Source organism: Mycobacterium sp. MS1601 (genome assembly GCF_001984215.1).
Lineage (GTDB): Bacteria > Actinomycetota > Actinomycetes > Mycobacteriales > Mycobacteriaceae > Mycobacterium.
In genome coordinates this window covers 103,326-129,702 of record NZ_CP019422.1, presented here as the reverse complement: position 1 = coordinate 129,702, position 26,377 = coordinate 103,326, and the positions used below count along the sequence as shown (strand labels likewise).

The following is a 26,377-nucleotide window of genomic DNA, read 5'->3' as shown; positions in this document are numbered from 1 at the left end:
TGCTCCGTCGATCCTGATGAACCCTGTTCGCCTTCTGCCCGTATGTTCGAGCATCAGTGCCTACGAATAGACCGATGAATAGAGTTCCACTATCTGTTCGACATCTGGGACCAACGGATTGTTCGACGGCGAACCGGAGGCCAGCGCCTGTTCTGCCATGGTGGGCACCAACCGATCCCACTCCGCCCGCGCGATACCGTACTGTGCCGGGGTCGGGACGTGCAGATCCAGGCACAGCTCGGCGATACCGTCAACGAACTTGCCGGCGGCCACGTTGTCGCTGTCGCCCGAGCCCGCCAGTCCCATGATCCGACCGCAGTCAGCATACCGGCCCACCGCCGCGTCAACCGAGAATCGGGTCACTTCAGGGAACAACATCGCATTCGAAAGACCATGTGCAACACGAAAATGTGCACCGATGGGCCGACTCATCCCGTGGATCAGAGCCACGCTGGCGTTCGAGAAGGCGATACCGGCCTGGGTGGCAGCCAGCATCATCCCCTCTCGGGCCTCACTGTCCTGCCCGTCGGCGTAGACCCGGCGGAGGTTCTTGGCCACACCCTGCATCGCCGTCAGGCACAAGGCGTCCGCGAACGGGTTGGCCTTGATGCTCACGTACGCCTCGACCGCGTGGGTCAACGCATCGATTCCGGTGTCAGCGCTGAGCCTCTTCGGCATCGTCTGTGTCAGTTCGTAATCGACGATCGCAGCCGTCGGCAGGAATGAATTGCCGATGCAGAGCATCTTCTCATCGGTTTCACTGTCGGTGATGACCGTGAACTTGGTCGCTTCGGAACCACTTCCGGCGGTGGTCGGGATCGCCATGATGGGCAGTGCCGGGCCGCCGTAGTCACGCGGAGCCTTGAAGCTGCGCATCGGTTCGTCGGATACGGCCAACACCGCCAGAGCCTTGGCAGTGTCGATCGGGCTACCACCACCGAAACCGATCACTGCGTCGGCCTCATGCCGATTCAGGCAATCTAGCGCAGGCTGAAGCGATTTCGTCGTCGGGTCTGGGACCGTCTCGGTGAACGCCGCGACACTCAAGCCACTTCGAGCAAGAATGTCGACCAACCGGTCGACGCTGCCGCTCTGAGCCAGAAACGTGTCCGATATCACGATGGGCCGGCGAATACCCAACCTGGAGGCCACATCTGCGGCCGAGCTCAACGTACCGGCGCCGATACGCATCAGCTGTGGTACCGCGATGGTGTAGCTCATGGAATTAATCGTCCATGTTCCATCACGTTCATCAAAAGGTGCAGATCGTCTGCATAATCGCCAGTGCACCGACGATCTGTCGGTTGTCCTCGCGCCGCTGTGTGCGGACACTGGGAGTCCAGCACACCGAAGACCAACAGAAAGGGTCAAAACAGATGCCGAGCAGCACTTTCCGAGCTTTTGTGGTCAACCACCACGAAGACAGCGCCGAACGAATGATCACCGAACTTGCCGTCGATCAGCTCGGTGAGGGCGACGTGACCATCCGCGTGGATTGGTCGGGCGTGAATTACAAAGACGGCCTCGCCAGTATCCACAAGGGGAACGTGGCCCGGTTGCCCAAGATCATCCCCGGCATCGACCTTGCCGGCACCGTGGTGGAGTCTGCTTCACCCGACTACCGGGCCGGCGATCAAGTACTGGTTCACGGTTACGATCTCGGCGTGAAGCACCACGGCGGATTCAGTGAGATGGCACGAGTGCCTGCCGAATGGATTGTCCCGCTGCCAGCCGGCCTCTCCGATCGCGACGTGATGTCCCTCGGCACTGCGGGTTTCACGGCTGCATTGAGTGTGGCCAAGCTCGAAGACCATGGTTTGGCACCGGAAGCGGGTCCGGTGTTGGTGACCGGCGCCACCGGTGGCGTCGGAAGCGTGGCCGTCGGAATCCTCGCCGCCAGAGGCTACGAAGTTGTCGCGGCGACCGGCAAAGAGTCGGCCAAAGAGTGGCTGACCGAGCTCGGCGCCGCCGAGATCATCGGCCGTGAAGAAGCGAGCGGAAACTCCAAGCCTCTGCAGAAGGAACGCTGGGCCGGCGCGGTCGACTGCGTCGGAGGCGACACGCTGGCCAACACACTGAGTGCGTTGCGATACGGTGCCGCGGTGGCCGCCTCGGGTAACACCGGCGGTGTCGCACTGCCGACCACGGTGTTCCCGTTCATTCTGCGGGGTGTGGCCCTACTGGGTGTGGACTCGGTGCAATGCAATCTGGTTACCCGCACGGCAATCTGGAACCGGCTGGCCACCGATCTACGGCCCGTCGGGCTCGATCGGTTGGGGTCGTCGGAGGTCTCACTCGACGAGCTTCCGACGGCTTTGGACCGCATTCTCGCCGGGGAGAACCAGGGCCGGACTTTGGTCAAACTCGCAGGCTGAACCACTTCGACGCGAAATGCGCGCCGTCCGCGGAAGTGGACGGCGCGCATTTCATATGGGCCACAATCTGATTCCGACAGAACAAGGCCTAGATTGCCGTCGGCCATGCCTGACGGTGAAGATGTATCGCGCGGGTTGCCAACATCTTCAACTTCGGCGAGAGCGCGACGCTGGTGCCGGCTGACAGGCGCCGGACGGTCGAATCGAAACGCTCATAGAGCTGGGGTACCGAAATTCCAAACCGGACAAAGACCTCTTCGTCATCCGGTCCCCCGAAAGGAGCCCACAGGATCACGAACTCAAGGATCTCACGCTCACTTTGATCCATGCCGTTGCCTTCCTCATCCCTTGAACATTTTATGGAAGCAGCCCGCGAGTCTGGTCCGATTCGGCAACACGCCCCACGGCCGTCACCATCGATGCGGTACGTAACGAAACACCGCGCTCGCGTGCTTGATCCCGTTCTCGCCGCCAGGCCAGGAGCATTCGCTCCTCCCGGCGTGCCTCGCCATCGACGGCGCCACGGCTGCAGACCTGTTGCGCCGGAACTCGTTCCAAATGCGAGGCGATGTCCCCGCCGGCGCTTGCGAGAATACTCGGAACCACCAGAATTCCTCGTTTGCAGAGAATCTGGTCGGCCGACATGGACGTAGGCCCGTTAGCTGCTTCGACCACCACCGAAGACTGAACCAGATGTGCGTTCTGCGCATTGATGGTTCCTTCGACGGCCGCGGGCACCAGTAGATCGACGTCGAGCTCGAGAATGTCTTCACGGCGGCATGTGTCTCCGCCTGAGAACCCCGCGACTGTTCCGCACTCGTCGAAGTGGGACTCCAAAGCAGCCACATCCAAACCATTTTCAGATTCCACAGCTCCGTGCGCATCGCTGACACCGACGACCCGAACGCCCGAATTCGTCAACAACTTGACGACATTCCGTCCAATCTTGCCGTATCCCTCGACAACAGCAGTGGCCTTCGTCCCGACGATGTCGACCTCATGCAGAGCGGCCAGTGCAAGTTGCACGATTCCGCGTGAAGTGGCGATCTCGCGTCCGCGTGACCCATCGAGTCCCGGCAGTCTTCCCGCCGCGACGCTGACGTCGGAACGTCCAGCCTGGTCCGATAGCGTGTCCGTGATCCATGCGATGGTCCGGTCGTCCGTCCCCAGGTCTGGAAGAACGGTATCCTCTTCCGCTCCCATCAAGGAGGTGACTTCCGTGGTATAGCGCCGAGTCACACGCTCCAGCTCGGCCCGCGAGTACCGGCTCGGGTCAATACGTATTCCCCCGCTGGCACCTCCGCAAGGCAGATCGGCAAGGGCGCATCTCCAGGTCATCCACATAGCCAGCGCACGAAGTTCATCGAGGTCCACATGGGGGCTGAAGCGCAAACCACCACTGACCGCTCCGCGAGAGACGTCGTGCTGAACGCGATACCCGATGAGATTTTCCATGCTGCCGTCATCACGCCTCAGAGGGAGACTCACTGTGACCTCGCGCCCGGGTGCCGCCATCTTCTGCCCGAAACCAGCGTCGTAGCCCAGGATTTCCACCGCTTCGGCCAGTTGAGCCCGAGCGTCTTCCAACGGATTGGGGCTCGGCGGTGCTTCGATATGAGCCAGGGTGCTCATTGAGATGGTCTCCTGTTGCCTTGGGTGAGTCGGTGACGTAGCGGTACGCGATCTCGAACGATTGTGGCGACTCGAGGGCTAGAGGCAGACGCCACGGGTGGAAGGACGCCCTCCAGCGCAGGAAGTCACAGGCGCCGGAGGGCTACCAGCTCACAGAGGACGGGCAATGGTCAAGGGCCGCAGGTAGTCCAGATAAGTCTTCACGCTGTTGACGCCACCACCCCAACCGCTCATCCCGATCCCACCGTACGGTAGGCCGTAAGCGAACACATTGTGGGCGTTGATCCAGCTATTGCCGGCGTGAAGTTGCGCGGCGACCGCACGTGCGTGCGGAAGATCCTGGCTCCAGACGCTGTTCGCCAGCCCGTACCGAGAGTCGTTGGCGATGGCGATGGCGTCGTCGTCGTTCTTGAAGGGCATCACATAGGCAACCGGGCCGAAGATCTCCTCCTGGGCGCACACGTTGGTGGTGTCACCGGTCAGCAAGACAGGGCTGACGAAGAAGCCACCCTCCAGGCCCTGCACCGCGGTCGGGCCGCCGTCGAGCAGGGCAGTGGCACCTGTGTCCTGGCCACGCTGCAGATAGTGCTCGACACGCTTGCGCTGACCATTGCTGATCAGCGCGCCCAGGACGGTGTTCGGATCGTCGTCGGCTCCCATGTGCACTGAGGTGAGCTTGTTAATGGCCGCGTCGACGAACTCGTCGTAGATCGACTCCTGGACCAGCCATCGCGTTGCTGTGCAACAGGTCTGGCCAGCATTGCGCACGACTGCCAAGGACAGCTTTTCTGCGGTGGCTGCAACGTCGACGTCGGGCATCACGATCGCCGCGCCCTTGCCGCCCAGCTCCATCTTGCTCGGCACGAAGTTGCCCGCTGCGGCAATGGCGACCTGCATGCCCGTGCGGGGCGAACCTGTGAACGAGATGTAGTCGATGTCAGGATGGCCGGCAAGGGCCGCACCGGCAGTCTCTCCGAAGCCAGGGACGACGTTGATCACCCCAGCTGGGATGCCGACTTCCTCCGCCAGCTTGCACAGGAACAGGCAACTCATCGGCGCCAGCTCCGGAGCCTTCACGACGACGGTGTTTCCGCCTGCCAGTGCCGGGGCAGTCCCCCAGACCATCAGGCTTCCCGGGGCATTCCACGGAATGATGAAGCCGCACACGCCTCGGGGTAGGAAGCGCTGCTCTGCCTCTATTCCGCGCACTGCCACCAACTCTCGTGGATCAACGTGGTCGGCGACGTCTGCGAAGTATCGGATGCCTTCCGCGGAGAACAGCACGTCGAACTCCAGAGCCTCCGCCAGCGGCTTGCCGATGTCACGAGATTCGATGGTGGCCAACGTGTCTTGGTGTTTTTCGATGGCATCGGCCCAACGGTGCAACAAAACGACGCGATCGCGGGTCGAACGCGCGGCCCAGCTCGGAAAAGCCTGGCGCGCCGCTCGGACGGCGTTGTCGATATCGTCGGCATCGCCAGAGGAGATTGTCGCCAGCAGCTTGCCGGTCGAAGGCCTCAGCACCTCAATCGTGTTGCCGTGCTTACCAGTTGTCCACTGTCCGTCCACATAGAACGGAACAGGGTCCTGTCCAAGGAAGGCATCGGCAGCGGATGTCGGACTGGTCATGCTCTGGACTCCTAGTCTCTGCGCAAAGCGGGTTACCCACGTCACTGTAACCACCGAATAATCGGAATTGACACATTGCGAGCGAATTCGAATATTTTCATGAATTGCATTGCATCGTATGCGAATCTTATGCAAGTTGCGGCTCAGTACGCGGCCGGCCTTGACAGGATGTTGTGGCGCGTTTCACTATTTGTCAATCCTGGCGAGGCTGGCAGAGACCAAACTCACGATCATCAAGATTCTGGCAACCAGGAAACTCACCATTCCGTGAGTGCCCGAGAACTCCCACAACGACGGAGCGAATGTGAACCCCTCATATTTCGAGCGTGATGCAAATCGACGCGAAGTGCTCAAGAGAATGGTCCAGATAGGTCTGACACTTCCTGTCGCGGCTCCCCTCCTGGCTGCCTGCGGCACTGCATCGAACACCGGCGCGGAGTCACAGGTGCCGGCGGTCGAGATCACCGATCCGAACGACCCGCGGTTCGAGCGGCGAACTGTTCTGGATAGCTTCTACACCCTGGACAACGACTACTTCCAGGGGTGGGATCGGGCGTCCCGCGAGATGTGCGCGGTCTACAACCTCGAGAGGGATCGCCAGGTCGACAACTCATCCGTTGATGCTCTGCGTGGCATCTTCGAGGCAGCGGTGACCCGTCAGATTGCCGGTGTGGTGAACGCACCCGCCGTTGCCGCTTCGACGCCGGAGGTCATCGGCATCACCCAGCAGGCCGGGATTCCCACATCCACGGCGTGGTCGAACGCACCGTGGAGCACCCCGTTGGACATCGGTGACTATTTCGTGTCGTACCAGGCCGGAAACGACGAGGCTCTGGCCCGCGCCGTATGCGAAATCTTGTTCAAAGAGATGGGCGGTAAGGGCAAATTCATCCACATCGAGGGACAGCGCGGAAACAGCGCTTCTGACCGCCGGAATGTCGGTGTCGACGAGGCACTGGCCGCCTATCCGAATGTTCAGATGGTCGCCCGGGAAGAGGGCGGTTTCAGTCGTTCGGTGACACAGCCGGTGATCGAAAGCCTACTGACGGCACACCCCGATGTCGCTGGCATCATGTGCTCGAACGACGACTCTGCGATTGCTGTTGTCAATGCACTGGAGTCGCGGAACATGCAGGTTCCCGTCGTGGGAATCGACGTCATCAACGAGTTCCTGGACGCCATGCAGCGCGGTGGGACGGCATTGGCTTCTGCTGCGCCGCACGGCAGTTGGCTCGGCGCCTACTGCATGGTCAAGGTCTTCGACGCGATGAACGGCTTCCAGCTGACGGTGCCGGAGCGGATGATGTACTTCGGCGGGTTCGTGGTCGACACGCCCGAAGCCGCCGCAGCGTACCAGGACCTGATGTACAAAGCCGAACGGTTCCCGTTCGATTACGAGAAGTGGTCCCGTGTGCTGCATCCCGACGACTGGGACCCCCAGAATTCGTTGCGGCCCATCGACCCCAACGCGTACTGGGCCAACTACCCGAAGCCGGCCGGCTACCAATTGCCACCGGACTACGCCACTGCGACGGACTCCGGTGAGTTCCAGCGGATCGAAGAGATGTACAAGACCGCGTTCAAGATCGATCCGTGGAAGGACATCCGCAAGCTCTGCAAGAACAACGGAGGTGCTGACGTCCTATGACGATCACCGAGAACATCTCCCCCGCAACAACTCCGCGGCTGAGTCTCGAACACGTAGGCAAGTCATTCGGCCCGGTGACTGTCCTACGTGACATCTCGTTCACCGTCGCCCGCGGGGAGTTCGTCGGGTTGATCGGTGAGAACGGCGCAGGTAAGTCCACCTTGCTGAACATCCTCAGCGGTGTCACGACCGCTGACCACGGGTCGGTGTTGCTCGACGGCGAGGCATATTCGCCGTCGAACTACCACGAAGCCACGAAGCAGGGCGTGTTTCGGATCTTCCAGGAACTGGCCTTGGCTCCGAACCTGACGGTGTATGAGAACCTCTACCTCTCGCACGAACGTCACCTACGCAAGGCAGGCCTTCTCGACAAGAAGCGGATGCTGCGGATGGCGCGTGAGCTGCTGGACCGGTTCGACCACGGGTGGATCGACGCACGGAAACTGGCGGGCGACTATCCATTCGCGGTTCGCCAGGTGCTCGAGGTCCTCAAGGCGTTCGCCCTGGCCGAGCTCCTTCAACAGCCTCACCCGGTGCTCCTGCTCGATGAGCCCACGGCGGGATTGGCCCAAGAGGAGATCGACTTTCTGGAACAGATCCTGCACCGGGTGCGGAGCGACGCGTCGATCGTGTTCGTCAGTCACCGTCTTTCCGAACTCATCAGCTGGAGCGAGCGGATTCTGGTGATGAAAGACGGTGTGCTGGTAGCTGATCGGGCGGCAGACGCCACGAACGAGGACGAGTTGCACTTCCTGATGGTGGGACGCGAGCGAGACCGCGATTTCTACCACGAGGATCGGCAGCGAATCATCGTCGATGCCGTCGGCACCGACGACGACTCGCCGCTTCTGCAGCTGACGGGCGCCAGCGTCACGGGGTCCTTCAACAAGGTCGATCTGTCGATTCGCAAGGGCGAGATCATCGGTCTGGGAGGCGTTCTCGGTTCCGGGAAGACCGAGGTCGGCCGAGCCGTCGCCGGTGATCTCCTCCTCGACGAAGGTTCGGTGGCGTTCAAGGGCAGCGACATCGGACGGCTGAATCTTCGTCAACGCCAACAGCGCAGCATCGGATACATCCCCCCGGAACGCAAGCGTGAAGGGATCATCGACAACTTCTCGGTGTCGAAGAACATCTCGTTCTCCCGTATCACAACCGGCGGCGGCGGCTCGCTTCTGGACCTCGCCAGGGAGACCAAGGACGCCCACCGCTTCGTGCGTCAGCTGAGCATCAAGACCGACAGCATCAACCAGCAGATCACCCGACTCTCGGGCGGAAACCAGCAAAAGTGCATTCTCGCCAGATGGCTGGCCAGGCCGCTCGACCTGCTGATTCTTGACAACCCGACCCGAGGTGTGGACGCAGGCGCCAAGGAGGACATCTACGCCATCATCCGCGAGCTTGCCGCCAACGATGTCGCGATTCTTCTCATCAGCGACGACCTTCTGGAGTTAATCGGCATGTCCAACGAGATCGTGATCATGAAGGACGGCGAGATCACTCGCCGTCAGGCCGCACCCGTGTCATCGAAACCGACTGAGTTCGACCTTGTTTCGGCGATGGTCTGAGAGAGAGAAATGTCAAACAACACGCAGCAAGCTGAACGCACCCACCAACCGTCGTCGCAGAACCCTCCACGCCCTGATGCCATGGGATTTCTGCGTGAGCACTGGAACACGGCAGCACCGTTCGGCGCTCTGATCGTTCTTGTCGTCGTGTTCACGTTGATGAACTCGACCTTCCTCACCAAGAACAACGGCCTCAACATCCTGAGCCAGTCCTCGGTGCTCCTGGTGCTGGCGATCGCGGCGACCTTCCCGATCTTGATGGGAAGCATCGACCTGTCCATCGGGGCCATCGTCACACTCAGCGCCTCTGTTTGCGCCACCCTCGCGCAGCAGTACGGAGCCTGGGTTTTTCTGCTCTGCCCCTTCATCGGGTTGATCTGCGGCCTGGCCAACGGTCTCCTGGTCTCTTATGCAAAGCTCCCGTCGTTCCTGGTCACATTGGGCACGTCGTTCACCTTCGTCGGCATTGCCAAGTTCGTCACCGATGGACGCCCGGTGCCGGTTGCGGTCAGCGACCTGAGCCAGTGGTTCACCGGCAGCATCTTCGGAATCCCCAAGGTGTCGCTGTGGGCGGTGGTCGCCCTGGTGTTGACCACCTTGATCGCGAGTCGCACTCGGCTTGGCCGCTACATGTACGCCATCGGCGGCAACGAGTTGACCAGTCGCCTGTCGGGCGTGCCCGTCGACCGAACGAAGGTCTACGCGTTCCTCTTGACCGGTTTCCTGGCCGGCGCCGCTGGGCTACTCCAAGTGTTCCGAGTTCGCTCGTCTACTCCAGACCTCGGCGATGCGTTCCTGCTGCTCGCCATTGCCGCCGTTGTTATGGGAGGTACACCGTTGTCAGGCGGGGTGGGCGGTCCACTGCGCACCGTCACGGGCGTCCTGATCATCACCACACTGTCCAACGGCATGGTCATCGGAGCTGTTCACCCATTCCTACAGACAGTCGTTCAGGGTCTGGTCGTGGTGATCGCGGTGGCGGTGACGCTCGACCGCAAAAAACTGGATCTGGTCAAGTAGCGTCCAGGCACACAGAACGGCCACTGTCTCGACGACAACGAGACAGTGGCCGTTCTGTCATGCGGCGACTGTCACGTGATCAGGGCGCGGTCGATGGGCCGCGGGGGCGCCACCGTCCGCCGATTGACCAGCCGAGGCTGGACGATGACGCGCTGGTGCGGCCGCTTGGGGTCGGCAATCCGTTCCAACAACATGGCTACACCACGCTCTGCCATCACCGCGACATCGCAGTTGATGGTGGTCAGGTCGAATCCTCCCCAACTCGCGACAGGAGAGTCGTCGAACCCGATGAGACTCAGGTCGTCGGGGACCTGCAGCCCCATGGCGGTGGCTCGACTGTGAGCTCCGAGTGCGATGACGTCATTGCCACAGAAGATGGCAGTGGTCTCCGGCAAATTCTTCAGGAGACGTCCGGCTTCTTCGTATCCAGTGTCATAACTGTACGAGCCATGTCGTATTGCTTCGTTCGCAATCGGAACCCCACAGCCGGAAAACGCCGCCAAGAAACCTGCTTCCCGATCACGTCCCGTATTGGTGTTCTTCGGACCGCAGATTAGGCCGACATGTCGGTGACCGGCTTCGAGCAGTGCGGTCGCGGCCAATCTTCCGCCGTAGTAGTTGTCCATGGTGCAGGAGTCTGCTTCGACTTCGTCCAGCGACCGATGCACCAGGACCACGGGAAACCCCTGCCGGGTCAGTTCGCGCGGAATGGTCGACTCCAGGGAGCTACTGGTGATGATCACGCCGCCGATCTGTTTGTCCACCAAACGGCGTAACAGCAGAGTGTCATCCACTTTCTCAGTGAACAAAACGGTGCTGTAGCCCACTGCGTTAAATTCGCTTTGCATCGGTGCCACCAAATGCGGATAAAAAGGACTATCCCAATCGGTGGACACGATTGCAATCTGCTCAGCTCGCATGGACACAGGCGGTTTGTTCTGTGCATTGGGAATGTAACCGAGCTCTCGGGCTGCATCGAGAACGCGCTGGCGTGTCTCATTGGACACGAATGCGTAGCCGCGCAACGCTCGAGACACAGTCGGCTGGGACACGCCCGCAAGACGCGCTACGTCCCAACCTGTGACAGCGGCACGGTCCGGTCCAGGGCTGGGACGGACTGCATGTGAATCGGTCATCGGTGACCTCAGTTCTGTAAACCACGGGGCATGCTCCCGCGGATCCTACTTTCCCGGGAAAGCATATGCCGTGTACCCACCAACGTCAGGCACCCGGTTGAATGCAAAGCGCCCCTGGCGCTTAGCGCCAGGGGCAGCTTGCCCTCACCGGGGGGGCTCAAGGCTGTCGCAAGCTCGGCTTGCTCACTTGATGACGGCGCCGACGTCAACCCCCAGTGTCTGACCTGTGACAAATCGAGACTCATCCGACGCGAGCCACAGAACCGCCTGTGAGATCTCCCGAGGGGCGATGAAGTCGACCGGCATGGCATTCAGAGTTCTGAATGCCACCGAGGCGTCTTCGCGGGTTGGGGTCTCGATGTGGGGCGCAAACCCCTTGTATGTGTCGAGGTTGTGGACCATCATGGTGTCAACCGCGTGCGGGTTGATGACGTTGACACGGATCATGTGCTCTGCGAGCTCATTTGCCATCGCGCGCATCAGTCCGACCACGCCGTGTTTTGCCGCGTCGTAGTGGCCGAGATTGCGCAGGCCCTTGCTGGCCGCCAACGAGCCCGTCATCATGATAGACCCGCCTTCACCCTGCTCGAGCAGCTGCGGAATCGTGGCCAGACAGGTGTGATAGACACCCGTCAAGCAGACGTCGATGGTGTCCTTCCAAGCCTCGGGCGGAATGTTCCACCCGTCGACGAGCCCGAGAATTCCCGCGTTGCAGACAACAGTGTCAAGCCGGCCAAGCTGGGAAACACCCGTCGCCACCGCCTGCTTGAGCGCCTCCAGATCACGCACATCCGCCTCGATGGTGACCGCCTTTTGGCCCTGCTTCTCAACCAGTTTCGCGGTCTCGGCCAGTTCTTCGGACGTCGCCATCGGGTAGCCGATGGTGGGCACATCCTGGCAGATGTCGACAGCTATGATGTTTGCGCCTTCTTCAGCGAGGCGCTCGGCGTGCGCTCGGCCCTGTCCGCGCGCCGCACCGGTGATGAAAGCAACCTTGCCTTCGACTCTTCCTGCCATGGCCACTCCTCGGGAAATTGGTTGCAGCACAGAAAATTACGGTTAATCTCTATTGATTGTGCCGCCAGCTGAATGTGTTCGACTCAACTGTAGTCACCCGGCCGTGATTTTCGCTACCCCTCCGGCCCTTGAAAACTGGTGAATTCGTTGCACATATTATTCAACACTATTCAACCCGCTGGGCCGATACGCAGCACTGCAACGTCGACGGATTCTGGATGTCAACCTAACCCCGCAGGCATCCTTTCGCTCCACGGAGGGCGACGTCATATTCATCTCGTGCGGCGCCAGCGGCGCTGCGCAGGCAAGCCGGCGTAGAGCCGGCACGGATACGGAGCGAACGCGGTACTGATAGATCGACGATCCCCCCATCGCCTTCACATGTCGTATTGGTATCTCTGTAGAATCACCTGCAGCACAGCCGATAACGTTCAGATGCCGGTCTGCGCCGTCACCGGCTCCGGCTGAAGCGTTTGCGGGGATCTCGGGTCGCTCGGGGCCCTGAATGCGCTGGTTGGTCAACGCCGGCCAATCGACTGTCCCGCACTTCCGGTCGGCGCCTACCCAGCCCGGCCCGAGCCTCATCGTATGGACACAGGAAGAATGGAACAGATGCCCAGCCTGACAGGTAGCGAACCGCACGCCGAGGACCTGCTCATCGAAAGCAACGGCCCGGTCCTCACCGTCACTTTCAATCGTCCTACCCACCACAACGCCATGACCCCGCTCATGTACGACGGCCTGCTGCGTGCGTGCGACCGCGCTGACGAAGATGACGTCCGAGTCTTGTTGTTACGCAGCGCTGGTGGCAGATCATTCGTATCAGGTACGGACATTTCGACATTCAGCGGATTCACCGACTCGGCCGGACCGGTAGCTTTTGAGCGACGAGTGTCAGGCGTCATCCGACGGCTCATCAATGTCGATGTACCGGTGGTGGCAGCCATTGACGGCTATTGCCTCGGAGCCGGTTTGGCGATCGCGATGACGAGCGATATCCGAATCGCCAGCCCGGCCGCACAGTTCGGTGTCCCTATTGCCCGAACTCTCGGCAACACGTTGTCGGCGGAAGTGCTGGACCTTGCACTTCGACATTTTGGACGCAGCCGCACAACTGACATGATCTTGAATGCGCGTCATTTCAGCGCAGACGAGATGAGATCATGTGGATTCGTCTCAGAAGTGCACGAGGATGTCTCCCACGCCGCAGCTGCCGTAGTGCAGCGCATACTCCGTCACGCTCCCCTCACCATGTGGGCCACAAAGGAACTCATTCGCCGATTGCAGTCGACCGCAGAGTCGATCGACGACGAAGACGTCCTCTCGCGCGTTTACGGATCCGCCGATTTCTCCAACGGCGTACGCGGCTTTCTCACGAAGAAGGACCACACCTGGGCCGGGCACTAGTCCAACTCTGCGTTGCCGAACAGCGACGTCACCATCACAGCGACGTGCAGAGAAGTTCTGATGTGGGGATCTTCAAGATCCACATCGAGAATGCTCTCGATCTTGGCGAGCCGCTCATATAGCACCGGGCGAGACAGAAGAAGCGACTTCGCGGCAGCGGCTTTGCTTCCAGGTGTCTCGAGAAAGCCCGTGAGCAGCCTGAGCAGATTGGTGCCTCTCGCAGCGTCGTAGGCAATCAGCGGGCCAAGTTCCCGGCGAGCAAAAAGGCGTAGGCGTTCGTCATCCCGCAACAGGTGGATCAAGCCCCGTAAGTGCACATCGGCGAGCGTTATCCAAGGCCGCGGGTCATCAGGATCACTGGCGGCCAGGATGTTCTTGGCGTCGATCAGGGTGCGGAAGGTGTCCTCGAGACGGTGCACCACTTCTCCCCGCGAAATCGTGACATGCAGTGACTGTCTGACCTCACGCGCCAGAGTGGCCAAGACAGAGTTAACAGAAAGTGTCTGTGGAATGCTGATCACACCGATCACATGGTCAGTCTCGACACCCACCAGCATTGCCATCTGCATTGTTCTCGCCGACTTCGCCAACGTCGAGGCGAGATCGGTCAGGGACCAGCTCTTACCGACATCGCTGCCGAGTTTCTGATGAACTGCGACAGCAAAAAAGCTTCGGTCCCGCACCGGGAAATTGGCAGCCTCACACCGAACTATAAGTTCTGGCGTGATCCGCACCGCCCGCAGTTCCGCGATCAAGCCTGTGTGAGTGTTCCTCTCGACGCTATCACGAGCTCTCGACCTCATCTGATGCAACGAGAGCGCCGCCGCGGCACGCTCGACGAGCACGTGATCGCGTCGGCTTGGCACGCTGTCGGTGATCATCACAAGGCGACCCCAATCATCGCCGCGGGAACCGACCACAGTGGTCAGCCACCCAGACGGTCGGTCGTAGCCCGTACGCCCGGCCAATCCGACTCCGCGAGAGCGGCGAGGCCAGTCAGCGAGAATGTCTTTTGCGTCGCGTCCAGCTGAGTTGTACCCGATCACTTGATGGTGCGCCGATTCCAGAACAATTGGCATCCCGGCGATTTGCGTGACTGCGGCCAAGATTTCCTCTGGGCCTGCCGCATCGACGTCCAGGCGGGTGAATGTCTCGTGAATGTGTTCGCTGGCCCTCAAATCCTCCATCTGCGACTCGAAAACGCGGGCGGCCACCTCTTCCACGACTGCAGCGAACCGCACGACCTTGTGCAGCGCGACCAGAACCAAATCCGAAGACTGGCATGCTTGCGTCAGTGCATGCGGAACCTGCGCCCAACGTCGGCCGAGTTCGACAAAAAGTGCCACTACGCCGGCGTCCGCCAGGGATAGGACGTAGGTGCGCATCGCATCGACATCCTCGGACAGCACGATCCCGGTGATGATGACGATCTCTCCGCCACGCAACAAGTGTGCGATGTCGGCCACTTCCGCCGGATGCACCCAGCGGACCTCACGGTCCAGTCCCGCGGAGCCTGCGATGACCTCGGGGTCAGAGGCTGTCAGAAGCGGCATTGCCAGTACTTCCCGAACAGTCGGCAGCACCGCAATCTCCTCTCATTCACGCGTAGACACTATTATCGACCATGCGACTCACAGCCTGCGGAACAGGGCAATCGTTGGTCGGCGCCGGACTCTGGCATGTCCTGGCCACGACATCCATGTGGGACGAGCTTCTCGGCAGTAGCTCCGGACATTGTGACCGAATAGCTGATCGATTCCGACAAATCGCCGCTGGTGCTACCGGTCTGCCGACTGAAGACTCATCCACCACCCGAAGTAACGACACCTGAACACCCAATTGGACAGCCAATTCTGAATAGGAAATACCATGACCTTCGAGACCATCCTCGTTGAGCGTGACGAGCGCGTCGCCACCATCACGCTGAACCGGCCCAAGGCGCTCAACGCCCTCAACAGTCAGGTGATGGCCGAAGTCACCACCGCGGCAGCCGAACTCGACAACGATCCGGGAATCGGCGCCATCATCGTCACCGGCAGCGAGAAAGCCTTCGCCGCGGGCGCGGACATCAAGGAGATGGCCGACAAGTCCTTCGGTGAGATGTTCGGCTCGGACTTCTTCGCCGACTGGGCGAAATTCGCCGCGGTGCGCACCCCCACCATCGCCGCGGTCGCCGGCTACGCACTGGGCGGCGGGTGTGAACTGGCGATGATGTGCGACATCCTGATCGCCGCCGACACCGCCAAGTTCGGCCAGCCGGAGATCAAACTCGGTGTGCTGCCCGGGATGGGTGGCAGCCAGCGCCTCACGCGCGCGATCGGCAAGGCCAAGGCGATGGACCTGATCTTGACCGGACGCACCATTGGCGCCGAGGAAGCCGACCGCGCCGGCCTGGTTTCCCGGATGGTGCCCGCGGCCGATCTGCTGACCGAGGCCAAGTCGGTGGCCACCACCATCTCGCAGATGTCGCTGCCTGCGGCCCAATTGGCCAAAGAGGCCGTCAACCGCTCCTTCGAGGTCACGCTGGCCGAAGGCATCCTCCTCGAGCGCCGACTGTTCCACAGCGCATTCGCCACCGAGGACCAGACCGAGGGCATGAACGCGTTCGCGGAGAAGCGCGCCGCGAACTTTACCCACCGCTAGCCTCGATGTTCGATGGACTGGAAGTGGACGCAGGCCCGCGGTGCACCGAAGTGTGTCGGCGCACCCGAAACGGTCCCAGATCCGCCGTTGAGTCATTCTCTCATCGCGTCCGGTCCGCTGGAAGTGGGTTGCAAGAGGAGGCAACTGCACTGTGATCATCTACCGTTGCGAGAGGGGGCTTTTCGGAGCCGGGCACCTTTTCTCAGCGGTGTCCAGCCAGGGCCAGCTGACTGCGTTGGGCGCAACCCATTTGACAGTCGGTCGGACCGCAAGCTGGTCGGCGTCTAGTAGCGGCCTCGTGTCGCGATCATGATGGGTATGTAGACGACGGGCCCGAGCAACATCGCAATGAACGAAGCGTAGTACGTCTCGTAGAAGCCGAAGATGTCGAGTCCACCTAACCCCGATGCCGAAGGCCATGGCAATGATGCCGGCAGGGTTCCAGCTGCGCACACGTCCTTCTTCGAACGCAATGTTGTCGGTGGGCGCCAGGCGCAGCAACTTTCGGCACACAAAATAGTCGGCGAGTAGGATGAAAATCCAAGTGTTGGTCATGATTCCGGTGACCGCGAGGAACTTGTCAGTGTGTTGGAGCACATTGAGCGGGCAGACGCCGATACCCGACCAGGATGAGACCCACCATCCACCACTGTCGCCCGCTTCGACGCGTGGACAGAGCATCGGCAGCGTTGGAGAGCGCCAGCGATCCGGAGTACAGGTTCATGACGTTGATCCGCACGTGGGTGACCACTGCGAAGATGACACCGAGCAGTCCCATGATGACTGCAAAAAGAGCCCGGGATCGGTGGCTGCGAGTTCGGGATCGGCCTGGGTACCGTCGAAGTGGCGCAGCATGGTGAAGCCGAGGAAGGCGCCGACGAGGACAACGACGGCGCACATGACCAGTTCAGCGAACATCAACCCCGAGGTACCGCGGTAGCCGACCGGGTCTTGACGAACCGGCCGTAGTCGGTGGCGATGAGTCCCTGGAAGACATCTGGCCGTTGACCAGGCTGAGAGCTTGCCACATGGCGGTGGCGCCGACGGTGCCGGTGGCTTCCCACTGGCCGGGGCCGACGAGGACGTAGCCGCTGGTCAGCATGTACATCCCGATGACGAACAGCACGATGAAATGGGGACGCCGAAACGCTGTAGAACGTTCATACTGTGCTTACCGCGCCAGAAGCAGTACAAAGCGACCAAAGCGATGATGGCGAATACCACTGTGGCCCAGAAGGAATTGATTGCGATTCCGGCTATTCGCTCAGGGCGTGGGAGACGATGCTGCCCTCGAAGATGAAGTAGAAGATGTAGTTGACTCCATAGACGATGGAGGCTACCGCTGCGCCCTTGACACCAAAGCCCAGGCCGCGGCTCAGGAGGGGCAGGGAAAGGCCCTCTTTGCTTGCGATGCGCATGATCAGTCCGCCGACGATCGTGGCGATGGGGATCAACAGCCATGGCCACATCGCCGAAGGCATTCGTGCGGGCCTTGAGGCGGTTAGGGCATTAGGTCCCCGGTGTGGATGCCGAGACCGGAACCGATAGGCACGCTCGCGGCGTAAGCGATCGCGCTTCCCGGTGGGGACCATTCTTAGGTGACGGGCTGACCGTTATCGACGTGTCGAGAGTGCTGGCGCACAGCCTTTTTGGCCCCCACTGGATATAGGTGCTATCAAGAAATATCCGACGGTATAGCCCCGCGCCGCCATGAAGCGGACCACCCTGGTGCTGACGATGAGGCCTCAGACACGAGGGCCGGCGGTCTTCGTCACGCTGGCCGGTGTCGACCTCGGCCTGGTTGACCCCAAGGGGGCCATCCGCACCGAGACCGTCGTGAAGCCTCGTCGACCATGAACCCCTTTTTCAGGTCGAAGTAGCTAGGCCAGCTCGAACACAGCGGCCAGGCCCTGCCCGCCGCCGATGCACATTGTCTGCAACCCGTAACGCATTCGGCAACGGATCATCTCGCGGGCACACGTGCACCACTTTCGGTGGAAGCCACCAAACGCTCGGCAAGCGAAGCCCTCGACCTCACCGCCGAGCAGGGCGACGAACTACAGATCGAACGCTTCATCACGATGTTCCGCACCCGCGATTACGGGGAAGCGCTCGAAGCACTTTTCGGTCGCCGCGACGGTAACTACCTGCGCCGCTATGGGCCGGTGCGGCGAGGTCGGCGCACGGTGGTCCGGCGCCACGGCATCTAGACTGACGGTGATGAACGGACGCCGATTGCTGACCGTGACAGCGCGCACAGCCGAACAACTACCGTCCGCCACCCTAACGCAGCCGATCGGCCCCGATTACGACGTCTTCAAGGTCGCTGGGAAGGTGTTCGTGATGACCACCCGAGTCCGTGGCGTCGACATCGCCACGCTGAAGTGCGAGCCACCCAGGGCGCTAGCCCTGAGCCGCGATTACCCGGAGATCACTCCCGGCTACCACATGAACAAGCGGCACTGGATCTCGATCGCGCCAGGACCGGACATCGACGAACACTTGGTCGAAGATCTCGTCGTCGGTGCCTACGAGCTGGTGGTGGACGGCCTACCTCGCAGCAGACGCCCGGTCTGAATCGGCAAGGCCGGCTCCGTGACCGCGCTAACACCCACCCGGTCTGGCCCATGTCGGAGCCGCGCAAACCCTCGTCCTTGAGGTGGACGGCCTTGTCGGCGCCCGCCGCAATGTCAGGCTCCCCCTCGGGTGAGGTGGCTACCGCGACGCAATGCCCTGCTCGCGTGGTGGGTGTTGAGCACAGGTGCGGGCAGCCAGGTTTGCCAGCGCGGCACGCGCCTTCGCGTAGAAGACCCTCGTCTGTGAAGGTCAGTGCAGACGCCAACTCCTCACCGCCCTCAACCCACGCGCCACGGTGATGGCCTTAATCGAGCGAACCAGTCTGTCCCGCAACACCGTCCGAGCCCGGCTAGCTGATAGGCCGTCGCGACCGCACCGAAACCCGGTGTGCGCTGCCGCCGCTCAGGCTCGCTTGACGACATCCCGCCCGTCGCCCGTAGCTTACGTGCTGCACCGAGGTGGCGCAGACCAGCGCATGGGCCTGTTCCGCCCAGTTGTCACTCAGGTGGTGAGTGCGTCGAGGCCAGCACGGATCCCGTCTGTTATGAGGTCGAGTTCGGCTTCGGTGATCGTCAGTGGCGGAGAGACGGCAAGCGAGCTCGCCAATGGCCTAAGCAACACGCCAGCGTCGCGGGCACTGCGGAAGGCCTTAGACACCGCTCCCGGGTCCGAGCCCAGGAGTTCCGCGTCGAGCTCGACGGCTCCCACGAGTCCGGTACCACCTCGCACCTCACCGACCGCCGGATGGTCTGCAAGAGAGCTCAAGCATCTGCTGTCGATTGAGGTTGATGTCCAATTGGACATCGACTGGACATTCGAGTTGGGATTTGGACATTAAACTCGGGAAGTCACAGCGGTTGTTGTTGCTGTCGATGAGATTGGTTACGGCGAACTCCCGTCTATGTAGTCGGCTTGCGACGGTGATGGTGTTTGTCGAGCCAGTGGCCCGAGGATCGAGACAGGCCAGCGCCCACTCGACCCTCGTCAGCTCCGGGCCTCAGGAAACCGCACGGGCGAAAATCGGTCACTGACAACCGGTAGATCCATGTTTCGCATCGAGTGCAGATACTGATCAGAGACGACTGGGCCGGTGGTTGCAGTGACATCGCCCGTAGGCCGGGGCACGCCTGCGCGAAATTGTGGATGGGGATGTGTCAGCTTGCCTGGGGACACGCTTTCGCGCACAGTCACTTTGTGATGGTGAGTCCTCCGGTCTTGCGCGGTGAGCGATCGCTATTGATCTGACGACCTCACCAGATGGGTGCCAACTTTTCGCGTGTGTGCCGCCGCTCTGAGAGGGGTGTCGAGCTTGACCGCTCGGGGTGGTGCGAAGTGTGCTGCCCAGGTTCACCCTGCGGTCTTTGTTGGACTGATGGCGCTCGGGCGCGCCGTCCGTCGCGCTCGTTTCCGGCCTGGCGCAGCGGGTAGCGCTGGAACTGGGGCGCGGCCGAGTTCGATGTGTCGTCGGGTCTCGAACTGGGAAAGAAGGCGGTGATAGGCGTGTTCGAGGGCAGCGCGGCGGGGGTTGTTGCCTGGCAGTAAGACTCCGCCCCACACGCCGTCTGTAGCTCCGGTAAGTATGGCGTTGTAGCCGCAGCGGCCGATGAAGGGGCAGGTGCGACATTGTGCGATGGCGTGGATGCGGGTGAGGTCGCCGCCGCCGGCGAACCAGGTGTCGGGGCCTTCGGTGCGGGGAATGTACTGCTGACAGGGTGTGGGCTCGTCAGACACGAAGAGTCGGGTGGTGATGGTGTTGAGAAGGTATCCCAGCGCGGCTGAGGCGGCTGTTGCGCCATCCGGGTTTGAGGGCATCCTGTGTTCGCCTTTCAGGTGCGGGCCGAAATGCGTTCATTCGACGGCATTTTGGGCGCTATGACGTTCCCGCTGGCGCAGAAGTTGGTGAGGGGACGTCTGAGAAGTTCACGGTCGCAGGACAGCCGTGAGTCACAACCCTGTGAACGATGGTTGCACCGAAGCGGTGGGGTGGCTCCGGGATCGAAGCGTGGCGGTTGTGATGAGTCGATTGGCAGGCAGTGTCACCCGTGGCTGATGAGGACGCCGTAGTCATGCGCGGCGGCGTGTTCAAGAAAGCGAATGAGGTTGTCGTAGTAGTGCATTACGTAGTCTCGCTGGCTTTTGTGGAGTCTGGAGCCGATTTCCTCCCGGAGAGGCCTGCGACAGCATCGGCGATGGTCCGGATCTTGTCGGGGTAGATCGCGAAAACGGTTCTTCCGCGTTCAGTGGCTATTGGCTCACCGGGGAATGTTGCGGGTGACGATGTGACGTTCACTGCTGAGGCGTCCAGTGCTGTCTGGATGATGTCGACGGACTTGTCCAGGTATCCGGAGGGCGGTGCGCGTCGCTCGTCATGTAGGAGGAACTCGTTGATGTTGTCGGGGTGGGCGGTGAGGTGGTCGAGTTGGTCGCGGGTTGCGCGGACGAGGCTGGTGACGGGTCCCATGGCGGTGCCTTTCGTGCTGGGTAACTCAATCGGTGAACTGCTGGTAGCAGGTTCCGGTGTCGGCGCTGAGGCCGGCGCGGAAGGCGTGGATGCGGGTGAAGCCGGCGGGGGCGGCGGCACCGTTGACGTCGCTGGCGGCCAGGCCGTTGGTGAGCAGTCCGGAGACGGTTTCGTCGATGTCGCCTGCGTTGAGTGTGAGACCGTTGGCTGCGGCGTCGGCAGTCAGTGCTCGGTGCGCCGCGCCCGTGAGGCAGGCCGTGCGCAGGCCCGCCATGGCGGTGTCCAGCGGTAGGCCGCGATCGTGTTGTATCGCTTGTGCGTAACGCGAGATGACGACAGACAAGGCGGAGAAGTCGCCTTGCTGCAGGGTGTAGTTGTCGAGGTCGGAGACTGCGCCCATCTCGCGTAACCCGTCGAGGTCGACCGTGAGGGTGTTGGTGGCCGGGCAGTATCCGGCGGGGGTGACGGCTGCCGCGTCGGGGCAGCGCTGCTCGGACGCGCTGAAGCTTAGTGCAGGTGTGCGGGCGGGGTTGAAAATGGTGTAGAGCTGGTCGGCGAGTTGTTCGATGAGGTCGCCGGTGAGTTCGCGTTGTCCGCCGTCGAGGAGGTCGGCCACCTCCATTACGACAGGCAGGTCGCCGCGGCGGTTCTCGATTTCGGTGAGGTCGATGGCGGTGCAGGCGTCGGCGCCGGTGGTGAAACCCATTTGGAGGGCGCTGACCCGGTCGAGGGCGCTGCCGTGCCCGTCGTCGACGTCATCGGCGTCGAAGGGCCCCAAGGGGCGGTCGGCCATCGCGATCGCGCCGGCCAGAACGCGGTTGAGCCCGTCGCCGGTACTCAACGTGAAGCGCGGCGACTGGTCTTCGGCGACGGTGCGCAGATACATGCCGGTCATGCAGTCGGCTTGCTGCTCCGCCACCAAGGTCGGCGTGAATTCGTCCACCAGGCCGGCGCTCTGCTGTACGGCGTGACCGTACTCGTGAGCGAGCACGGCGACCACGGCCATATCGCTGAAGAATTTCTCCCCGACGGGGAACAGGACGCCGCGGTCCCAGGCGATGCCGTGCAGCGGGATGCAGTAGAAGGCGTTGATCATCTCGTAGGTCGGCATTCCGCAAGCGCGTGGACTGAGCGGGTCCTCCGAGTCATAGGACAGCAGTGTTTCGACGGGTTGGAAGGTGCCGTCGGCGATGTCGGCGTAGTGCTCCTGCCAGAACGCTTCGACGTCGTTGATGCCCAGCAGCGCCAGCTGGTCGATAGGGCCGTTGTCGGTGTTGGCGATCTGCCCCTCGGGGGCGGGGGCGTTGTCGCGGGGACCGCTGGGGCCGTCGGCGGCCGGCAGACCGCCGACCCGGAAAGGATCGGTCAGCGGGGAGACCGCGTGTCCTCCGGTAGTTGAGGAACAGCCGGCGAGGAGGATCGTGAGAAACGCTGTGGCAGTCGAGATCCATCGCCGTCGGGGCGTGGTGCCGCATTGCATTGTGGTGGGTCCTTGCTGGGTGTGGCGACCGGCGCCGGGGTTGCGGCGCACGTGGGTGCGGTCCGCGCTGCGCGGGGTTCTCATGACGCCGCGGTCCGCTCGGCGATGAGGACAGCAACCCGGGCGGCGTTCTGGCTGGGCTGGGCGCCGCAGTTCTGCACGTCGACAACGACATTGCCTTCGGCGCGCAGGGCCCGGTCGCAGCCGCTGTTCGAGGTGCCTTCGGGGAAGGCGATGGCCGTCACGGTGATGCCGTCGCTGCCGACGGAGGCCACGGTCACCGGCAGGGGGTCGTCGTCGGGATCCAGCGCGACGGTCTGCCCGTCGCAGGACTGCCAGGCCTGGGTCTGGGCGGCGATGAATTCTGTCGCGCGATCGGCGGTGGGAAAGCTGACGATGGCCTGGGTCACTGAGCTGTGCGCTGTGTCGACGCCGGTGTGCATGCTTTTGCGGACCGAGATCCAGCCGGAGTCGGCGTAGGCTTCGCGGCTGGCCGGCACGACGGCGCCGATGCACTGGGGCCGGTCCACGATGTCGGTGTACATCGTGGTGGCTCCGGGCATGTCCCGCAGTTCCAGTGCCATCCCCAGCTCGTCGTTGAGGGTGGCGTTGTCGAGCAGCAGCCCCTCCAGATCAGCGGTGCCGATCATGGGCGCGGCGACCGGTGCGCCGGCCGAACCGGATCCGGGCTGGCTCGCGGTGGCCTCACTGCCGGTGCTGTCGGCGCCGGCGCCCATGGCGATGGCGGCCGATGCGACGGCTGCGATGACCACCGCGGCGCCAATGCCGTACAGGCGCAGCGAGATCGGGCGTTTCCTCGGCGCCGGTGCGGTAAAGGCGTAGGGATAGCGTGTCGCGGCCGGGCCGTAGGGGGCAGCAGGCGGGGCGTATCCGGCGGGGCCCATCGGCGCCGGCCGGGGGTGCTGGGTGGGATCACTCGGGCGGTTGGCCCCGGCCCGTGCGGTGGCCGCCAGCACCTCGGTGCGGTCTTCTGCGCTGCCCGGTGCCACGGGTGGGTAACCGGCGTACACCGGTTGCGGCGTGGGGTGCTGTCCGTGGCGGTGGGTGTCCCAGCCTGCGGCGCTGTCGGCCATGGTCGTCCTCCCGATGGGGCGTTATTGTTTAACTTGCCCATAGCGTTACACAATAACTAGCTCAACGCAACAGTCAAACTGATTCGCGCGCATCTGGATCCGCTTGCGGCCGATCTGCCTGCGCAAACATCGAAAGCACGCGCGCTCGGCGGGCGGTGCGATATCGCGGGCTGCCCTGGCAAAGATGGATCACCGTAAGCCGTCGAGTGGTTCGACGAGTGGTATGATCAAGTTGAACTTGTGCGAGTTCCGTAACGGGTCGGGGCGAGAGGACACGACGAGCTGTGGAGTCTGCGACCAGGCTGGTGATCGACGTCAATGGTGTCCGCCACACGGCGGACCCGTCCGACGGTGATGTGGTGATCGGGCGGGATCAGGCTGCCCAGATTTACCTCGACGACACTCGGATTTCCCGGTCACATCTGCGGCTCAGTGCTGCCGGCAACCGTTGGCATGTCACGGATTTGGCGAGCCGCAATGGGGTGTACCTCGATGGCCAGCGCATTTCGACGGTGGTGATCGACCGGCCGGTGACCCTGATGCTGGGCGACCCGCAGGGCGTGCCGGTGCATCTGCAACCAGCGACAACCGATCTTGCAGTCCCCCCGCAGGAGGTCGAACCGGAGGAGGCCACCACCCACCTGGACCCTTCACTGGCCGCAGTGGACCCCGCCATCTTGCGCACCGGGCAATACGTGGCGGCTCGCCGCCAAGAACTCGGTATCAGTCAACGCGATGTGGGGGCGAAGAAAGTTCTCAGTCCGGCCGCCTTGGTGACCTTCGAGAAGGGGCGCAGCTGGCCCCGGGATGACACCCTGGCCAAGCTGGAGGACCTGCTGCAGTGTCCACGGGGGACGCTGGCTCAGATCCGTTACAGCACACCGGTATCGAGCCCGTCGATTCCGGTGCTGCAGGCAGCTGCGGTACCGATGGACGCCGCAGCGGCCTTGTCGATCCGGGCGCTGGAATCCTCGCTGCGACTGCTCACCGCCGCCAGTGCGGCGCTGCCGGCACCGAGTGACCCCGACTTTCCCGCCCGCGCCGCCGCGGCGCTGGGTGAACTGCGCGAACTGCAGCTGGTGGCCACCGAGTTGTCCCGCGCCGGTGCCGGACAGGCCCTGGTGCGCATCCTGGGTCAGCTGCGCCGGCTCTACTCCGACATCATGATGAGCGCCGCGCAGTCACCCGGGGCCACGTTGGGCCAACGGTTGTACGCCACCCGGCGGTCCCTCGAACTCAGCGTCGACGACGTATCGGCCATCACGGCCGTCCCGACCACCGCGGTCGTGGCCGCCGAACACGAACAGCCACTCGAGGGCGCCCACCTCGACGCGCTGACCCAGTTCGTCGCCAACACCGCGCCCTAACCACCACCGGCTCCTGGCCCTACGGGAGCGTGGGCACCGGCCCCGGGGTTCATCCGGGGATACGTTCGGCGATCATCGCGGCCACGCGCTCAGCGTCGTCGGCCCCCTCCGCGGCAGCCACCGTGGCGGGATTGCAGGCTGCGGTGTCGATCACCACATTGGCCACAGACCTCAGTTCACGGAAACAATTGGACCCCTGAGTTTCTGAGGTGGCGACCGCGCTGAGGCCGGTGTCGTCGAAGCGCACCGAGTGGATGCGAATCGGCAGCGGATTGGTGTCGGGGTCAAACGAGATGATCTGGCCGTCGCAGATCCTCCAGGTGCGGGCCTGGGCCTCGACATAGGCGGTGGCCGCCTGCGCGCTGGGGTAGCTCACCACCGCCTGCACCAGCGAACGCTTAGTGTCGCGGTTGCGGCTGGTCTGCCGGCGGATCGCCATCCAGCGGGACTCCCCGTAGGCAGGCTCGGCAGCCACCGTGAGCGCACCCCGGCACTGCGGGTTGTCGGTGGCCTCGATCGACATCGTGGTATTCACCGGAGCGAAATCCGGAGCCAGCGACACCCCGACCAGCTCGCTGAGCGCGGCGTCATCAATGAGGAGGCGCTCAAGGTCCTCGGTGGCCACCATCGGTGCAGGCGGCGGTGGGGCCGGCGTCGGCCTCGGTGTGCGCCTCGGCGTGCTGGTGGGGGCAGCGGCGGTGGCCGAGACCGTGGTCGCGGTACCGGCGATCGTGGTGCGGTCCCCAGTCGCGGCATACACCGCAAGGCCGCTGGCCGCGATCACCACGACGGCGCCGGCGGCGACGACGCTCTGGCGAACACGTCTACTGCGCCGCGGGTTGTGCTGCGGCGCAGCATCCCACGGCGCTACTAGCGGCGGCTGGGGTGCGTACGGGGGGCCACCGGGAGGGCTGCCGGCGGGGTACCAGTCACGGGTGTCCTCCGCCGCGCGGCGATATCGCTGATCGGGGCCAGGGACCGCGGCCTGTGTCGGGGCGTCAGGGGTAGACGGCCCCGGCGAACAGTCGCGGTGGTCGGCCGAGGCGCCGCGCTGACCGCGACGATCATCCTGCGGCGATGGTGCGTCGGTCATAGGTAGGACCCTCCGGTACTCAGGTGCGCTTCTGTTGAACTGGATCGACAGTCAACCACTGTGCGCGGCGCTATGCAATAGAACAACTTGAACACTTCGCCGTTCGGGCGCGAGCCCGCCCGCACAAGGGCGGCGACGTGAGAGCCGGTCGGCGCCTGCGTTAACGCCGCTCACTCGCCAGTTTTCGCGCGAAGTCCTGCGCGCCGATCAAGACCACGTTCTAGAGAAACTAG

General features: G+C 62.8%; 26 protein-coding genes and 3 pseudogenes. 10 read left to right on the top strand and 19 right to left on the bottom strand.

What is annotated here, in order from left to right; genetic code table 11:
• Positions 1–60: 60 nt before the first annotated feature.
• The gene (locus tag BVC93_RS32340; protein ID WP_039584181.1) at positions 61–1,221 is read right to left on the bottom strand and encodes an iron-containing alcohol dehydrogenase; all 1,161 of its coding nucleotides are present in this window, start codon (positions 1,219–1,221) and stop codon (positions 61–63) included.
• 155 nt (positions 1,222–1,376) lie between these two features.
• On the opposite strand from BVC93_RS32340, the gene BVC93_RS32335 reads away from it, so the two are divergent.
• Positions 1,377–2,375, top strand: a complete 999-nt coding sequence (locus tag BVC93_RS32335; RefSeq protein ID WP_039584182.1) for an oxidoreductase — start codon at positions 1,377–1,379, stop codon at positions 2,373–2,375.
• Between the two features lie 88 nt (positions 2,376–2,463).
• On the opposite strand, the gene BVC93_RS32330 is transcribed toward BVC93_RS32335, so the two are convergent.
• The 3 genes from BVC93_RS32330 to BVC93_RS32320 form a co-directional block, all read right to left on the bottom strand.
• Positions 2,464–2,703 (bottom strand): hypothetical protein, encoded by a 240-nt coding sequence (locus BVC93_RS32330; protein WP_039584183.1) that lies wholly within the window; start codon positions 2,701–2,703, stop codon positions 2,464–2,466.
• 29 nt (positions 2,704–2,732) lie between these two features.
• A complete protein-coding gene (locus BVC93_RS32325) occupies positions 2,733–4,007 on the bottom strand; it encodes a Glu/Leu/Phe/Val family dehydrogenase (RefSeq protein ID WP_083741783.1) in 1,275 nt (424 codons plus the stop codon).
• Between the two features lie 150 nt (positions 4,008–4,157).
• Positions 4,158–5,771, bottom strand: a complete 1,614-nt coding sequence (locus BVC93_RS32320) for an aldehyde dehydrogenase family protein (RefSeq protein WP_157517375.1) — start codon at positions 5,769–5,771, stop codon at positions 4,158–4,160.
• Between the two features lie 310 nt (positions 5,772–6,081).
• Here BVC93_RS32320 and BVC93_RS32315 point away from each other — a divergent pair, with 310 nt between their 5' ends.
• The 3 genes from BVC93_RS32315 to BVC93_RS32305 are packed head-to-tail and all read left to right on the top strand — an operon-like array spanning position 6,082 to position 9,869.
• The gene (locus BVC93_RS32315; RefSeq protein ID WP_192860461.1) at positions 6,082–7,284 is read left to right on the top strand and encodes a sugar ABC transporter substrate-binding protein; all 1,203 of its coding nucleotides are present in this window, start codon (positions 6,082–6,084) and stop codon (positions 7,282–7,284) included.
• Complete coding sequence (locus tag BVC93_RS32310; protein ID WP_083741781.1) at positions 7,281–8,849, top strand: sugar ABC transporter ATP-binding protein; 1,569 nt, start codon at positions 7,281–7,283, stop codon at positions 8,847–8,849. The genes BVC93_RS32315 and BVC93_RS32310 overlap by 4 nt, the downstream gene beginning before the upstream one ends.
• 9 nt (positions 8,850–8,858) lie before the next feature.
• Complete coding sequence (locus tag BVC93_RS32305) at positions 8,859–9,869, top strand: ABC transporter permease (RefSeq protein WP_083741780.1); 1,011 nt, start codon at positions 8,859–8,861, stop codon at positions 9,867–9,869.
• 71 nt (positions 9,870–9,940) lie between these two features.
• Here BVC93_RS32305 and BVC93_RS32300 read toward each other — a convergent pair whose 3' ends face one another.
• From BVC93_RS32300 to BVC93_RS32295, 3 genes and pseudogenes are all read right to left on the bottom strand, one after another.
• On the bottom strand, positions 9,941–10,765 hold the full coding sequence (locus BVC93_RS32300) for a substrate-binding domain-containing protein (RefSeq protein WP_235366993.1): 825 nt from the start codon (positions 10,763–10,765) through the stop codon (positions 9,941–9,943).
• A gap of 60 nt (positions 10,766–10,825) precedes the next feature.
• Positions 10,826–11,005, bottom strand: a pseudogene (locus tag BVC93_RS34885) (LacI family DNA-binding transcriptional regulator); the annotation flags it as partial.
• Between the two features lie 183 nt (positions 11,006–11,188).
• On the bottom strand, positions 11,189–12,022 hold the full coding sequence (locus tag BVC93_RS32295) for a mycofactocin-coupled SDR family oxidoreductase (protein ID WP_083741828.1): 834 nt from the start codon (positions 12,020–12,022) through the stop codon (positions 11,189–11,191).
• 612 nt (positions 12,023–12,634) lie between these two features.
• Between BVC93_RS32295 and BVC93_RS32290 the strand changes: the two genes are divergently transcribed.
• Complete coding sequence (locus BVC93_RS32290; protein ID WP_039584200.1) at positions 12,635–13,429, top strand: enoyl-CoA hydratase; 795 nt, start codon at positions 12,635–12,637, stop codon at positions 13,427–13,429.
• On the opposite strand, the gene BVC93_RS32285 is transcribed toward BVC93_RS32290, so the two are convergent.
• Positions 13,426–15,012 carry a PucR family transcriptional regulator gene (locus BVC93_RS32285; RefSeq protein ID WP_039584188.1) on the bottom strand — a complete coding sequence of 529 codons (1,587 nt, stop codon included), beginning with the start codon at positions 15,010–15,012 and terminating at the stop codon, positions 13,426–13,428. The two genes, BVC93_RS32290 and BVC93_RS32285, sit on opposite strands and share 4 nt — an antisense overlap.
• Positions 15,013–15,298: 286 nt before the next feature.
• Between BVC93_RS32285 and BVC93_RS32280 the strand changes: the two genes are divergently transcribed.
• Positions 15,299–16,072 (top strand): enoyl-CoA hydratase, encoded by a 774-nt coding sequence (locus tag BVC93_RS32280; protein ID WP_083741778.1) that lies wholly within the window; start codon positions 15,299–15,301, stop codon positions 16,070–16,072.
• 580 nt (positions 16,073–16,652) lie between these two features.
• On the opposite strand, the gene BVC93_RS32275 is transcribed toward BVC93_RS32280, so the two are convergent.
• The 3 genes from BVC93_RS32275 to BVC93_RS32270 all read right to left on the bottom strand — a co-directional run bounded on the left by BVC93_RS32275 (position 16,653) and on the right by BVC93_RS32270 (position 17,553).
• The gene (locus BVC93_RS32275) at positions 16,653–16,850 is read right to left on the bottom strand and encodes a hypothetical protein (protein ID WP_083741777.1); all 198 of its coding nucleotides are present in this window, start codon (positions 16,848–16,850) and stop codon (positions 16,653–16,655) included.
• A 129-nt stretch (positions 16,851–16,979) separates the two neighbouring features.
• On the bottom strand, positions 16,980–17,198 hold the full coding sequence (locus tag BVC93_RS33420; RefSeq protein WP_157517373.1) for a hypothetical protein: 219 nt from the start codon (positions 17,196–17,198) through the stop codon (positions 16,980–16,982).
• Positions 17,199–17,328: 130 nt separating this feature from the next.
• Positions 17,329–17,553, bottom strand: coding sequence for a hypothetical protein (locus BVC93_RS32270; protein ID WP_157517372.1), 225 nt, complete (start codon positions 17,551–17,553; stop codon positions 17,329–17,331).
• A gap of 229 nt (positions 17,554–17,782) precedes the next feature.
• On the opposite strand from BVC93_RS32270, the gene BVC93_RS33415 reads away from it, so the two are divergent.
• On the top strand, positions 17,783–17,929 hold the full coding sequence (locus tag BVC93_RS33415; protein WP_157517371.1) for a hypothetical protein: 147 nt from the start codon (positions 17,783–17,785) through the stop codon (positions 17,927–17,929).
• Positions 17,930–17,952: 23 nt separating this feature from the next.
• Here the strand turns inward: BVC93_RS33415 and BVC93_RS34880 are convergent.
• A pseudogene (locus BVC93_RS34880) lies at positions 17,953–18,099 on the bottom strand (acetyl-CoA C-acyltransferase); the annotation flags it as partial.
• On the opposite strand from BVC93_RS34880, the gene BVC93_RS32260 reads away from it, so the two are divergent.
• Both BVC93_RS32260 and BVC93_RS32255 read left to right on the top strand, forming a co-directional pair.
• Entirely contained in the window at positions 18,067–18,282 is a 216-nt protein-coding gene (locus tag BVC93_RS32260; RefSeq protein ID WP_192860460.1) for a hypothetical protein, read from the top strand. The pseudogene BVC93_RS34880 and the gene BVC93_RS32260 overlap by 33 nt on opposite strands.
• 10 nt (positions 18,283–18,292) lie before the next feature.
• Positions 18,293–18,649 carry an MmcQ/YjbR family DNA-binding protein gene (locus BVC93_RS32255; protein ID WP_083741775.1) on the top strand — a complete coding sequence of 119 codons (357 nt, stop codon included), beginning with the start codon at positions 18,293–18,295 and terminating at the stop codon, positions 18,647–18,649.
• A 19-nt stretch (positions 18,650–18,668) separates the two neighbouring features.
• On the opposite strand, the pseudogene BVC93_RS34380 reads toward BVC93_RS32255, so the two are convergent.
• The 6 genes and pseudogenes from BVC93_RS34380 to BVC93_RS32230 form a co-directional block, all read right to left on the bottom strand.
• A pseudogene (locus BVC93_RS34380) lies at positions 18,669–18,761 on the bottom strand (electron transfer flavoprotein subunit beta); the annotation flags it as partial.
• A 389-nt stretch (positions 18,762–19,150) separates the two neighbouring features.
• Positions 19,151–19,357 (bottom strand): hypothetical protein, encoded by a 207-nt coding sequence (locus tag BVC93_RS32250; protein ID WP_083741774.1) that lies wholly within the window; start codon positions 19,355–19,357, stop codon positions 19,151–19,153.
• A gap of 639 nt (positions 19,358–19,996) precedes the next feature.
• Complete coding sequence (locus BVC93_RS32245) at positions 19,997–20,461, bottom strand: WhiB family transcriptional regulator (protein WP_083741773.1); 465 nt, start codon at positions 20,459–20,461, stop codon at positions 19,997–19,999.
• A gap of 304 nt (positions 20,462–20,765) precedes the next feature.
• Positions 20,766–21,110, bottom strand: a complete 345-nt coding sequence (locus BVC93_RS32240) for a DUF1877 family protein (protein WP_083741772.1) — start codon at positions 21,108–21,110, stop codon at positions 20,766–20,768.
• Between the two features lie 25 nt (positions 21,111–21,135).
• Positions 21,136–22,590, bottom strand: coding sequence for a neutral zinc metallopeptidase (locus BVC93_RS32235; RefSeq protein WP_083741827.1), 1,455 nt, complete (start codon positions 22,588–22,590; stop codon positions 21,136–21,138).
• A gap of 80 nt (positions 22,591–22,670) precedes the next feature.
• Positions 22,671–23,684 carry a sensor domain-containing protein gene (locus tag BVC93_RS32230; RefSeq protein WP_083741771.1) on the bottom strand — a complete coding sequence of 338 codons (1,014 nt, stop codon included), beginning with the start codon at positions 23,682–23,684 and terminating at the stop codon, positions 22,671–22,673.
• A 284-nt stretch (positions 23,685–23,968) separates the two neighbouring features.
• Between BVC93_RS32230 and BVC93_RS32225 the strand changes: the two genes are divergently transcribed.
• Positions 23,969–25,051 carry an FHA domain-containing protein gene (locus BVC93_RS32225; protein WP_083741770.1) on the top strand — a complete coding sequence of 361 codons (1,083 nt, stop codon included), beginning with the start codon at positions 23,969–23,971 and terminating at the stop codon, positions 25,049–25,051.
• Positions 25,052–25,100: 49 nt separating this feature from the next.
• Here BVC93_RS32225 and BVC93_RS32220 read toward each other — a convergent pair whose 3' ends face one another.
• Complete coding sequence (locus tag BVC93_RS32220) at positions 25,101–26,144, bottom strand: sensor domain-containing protein (protein WP_083741769.1); 1,044 nt, start codon at positions 26,142–26,144, stop codon at positions 25,101–25,103.
• Between the last annotated feature and the right edge of the window lie 233 nt (positions 26,145–26,377).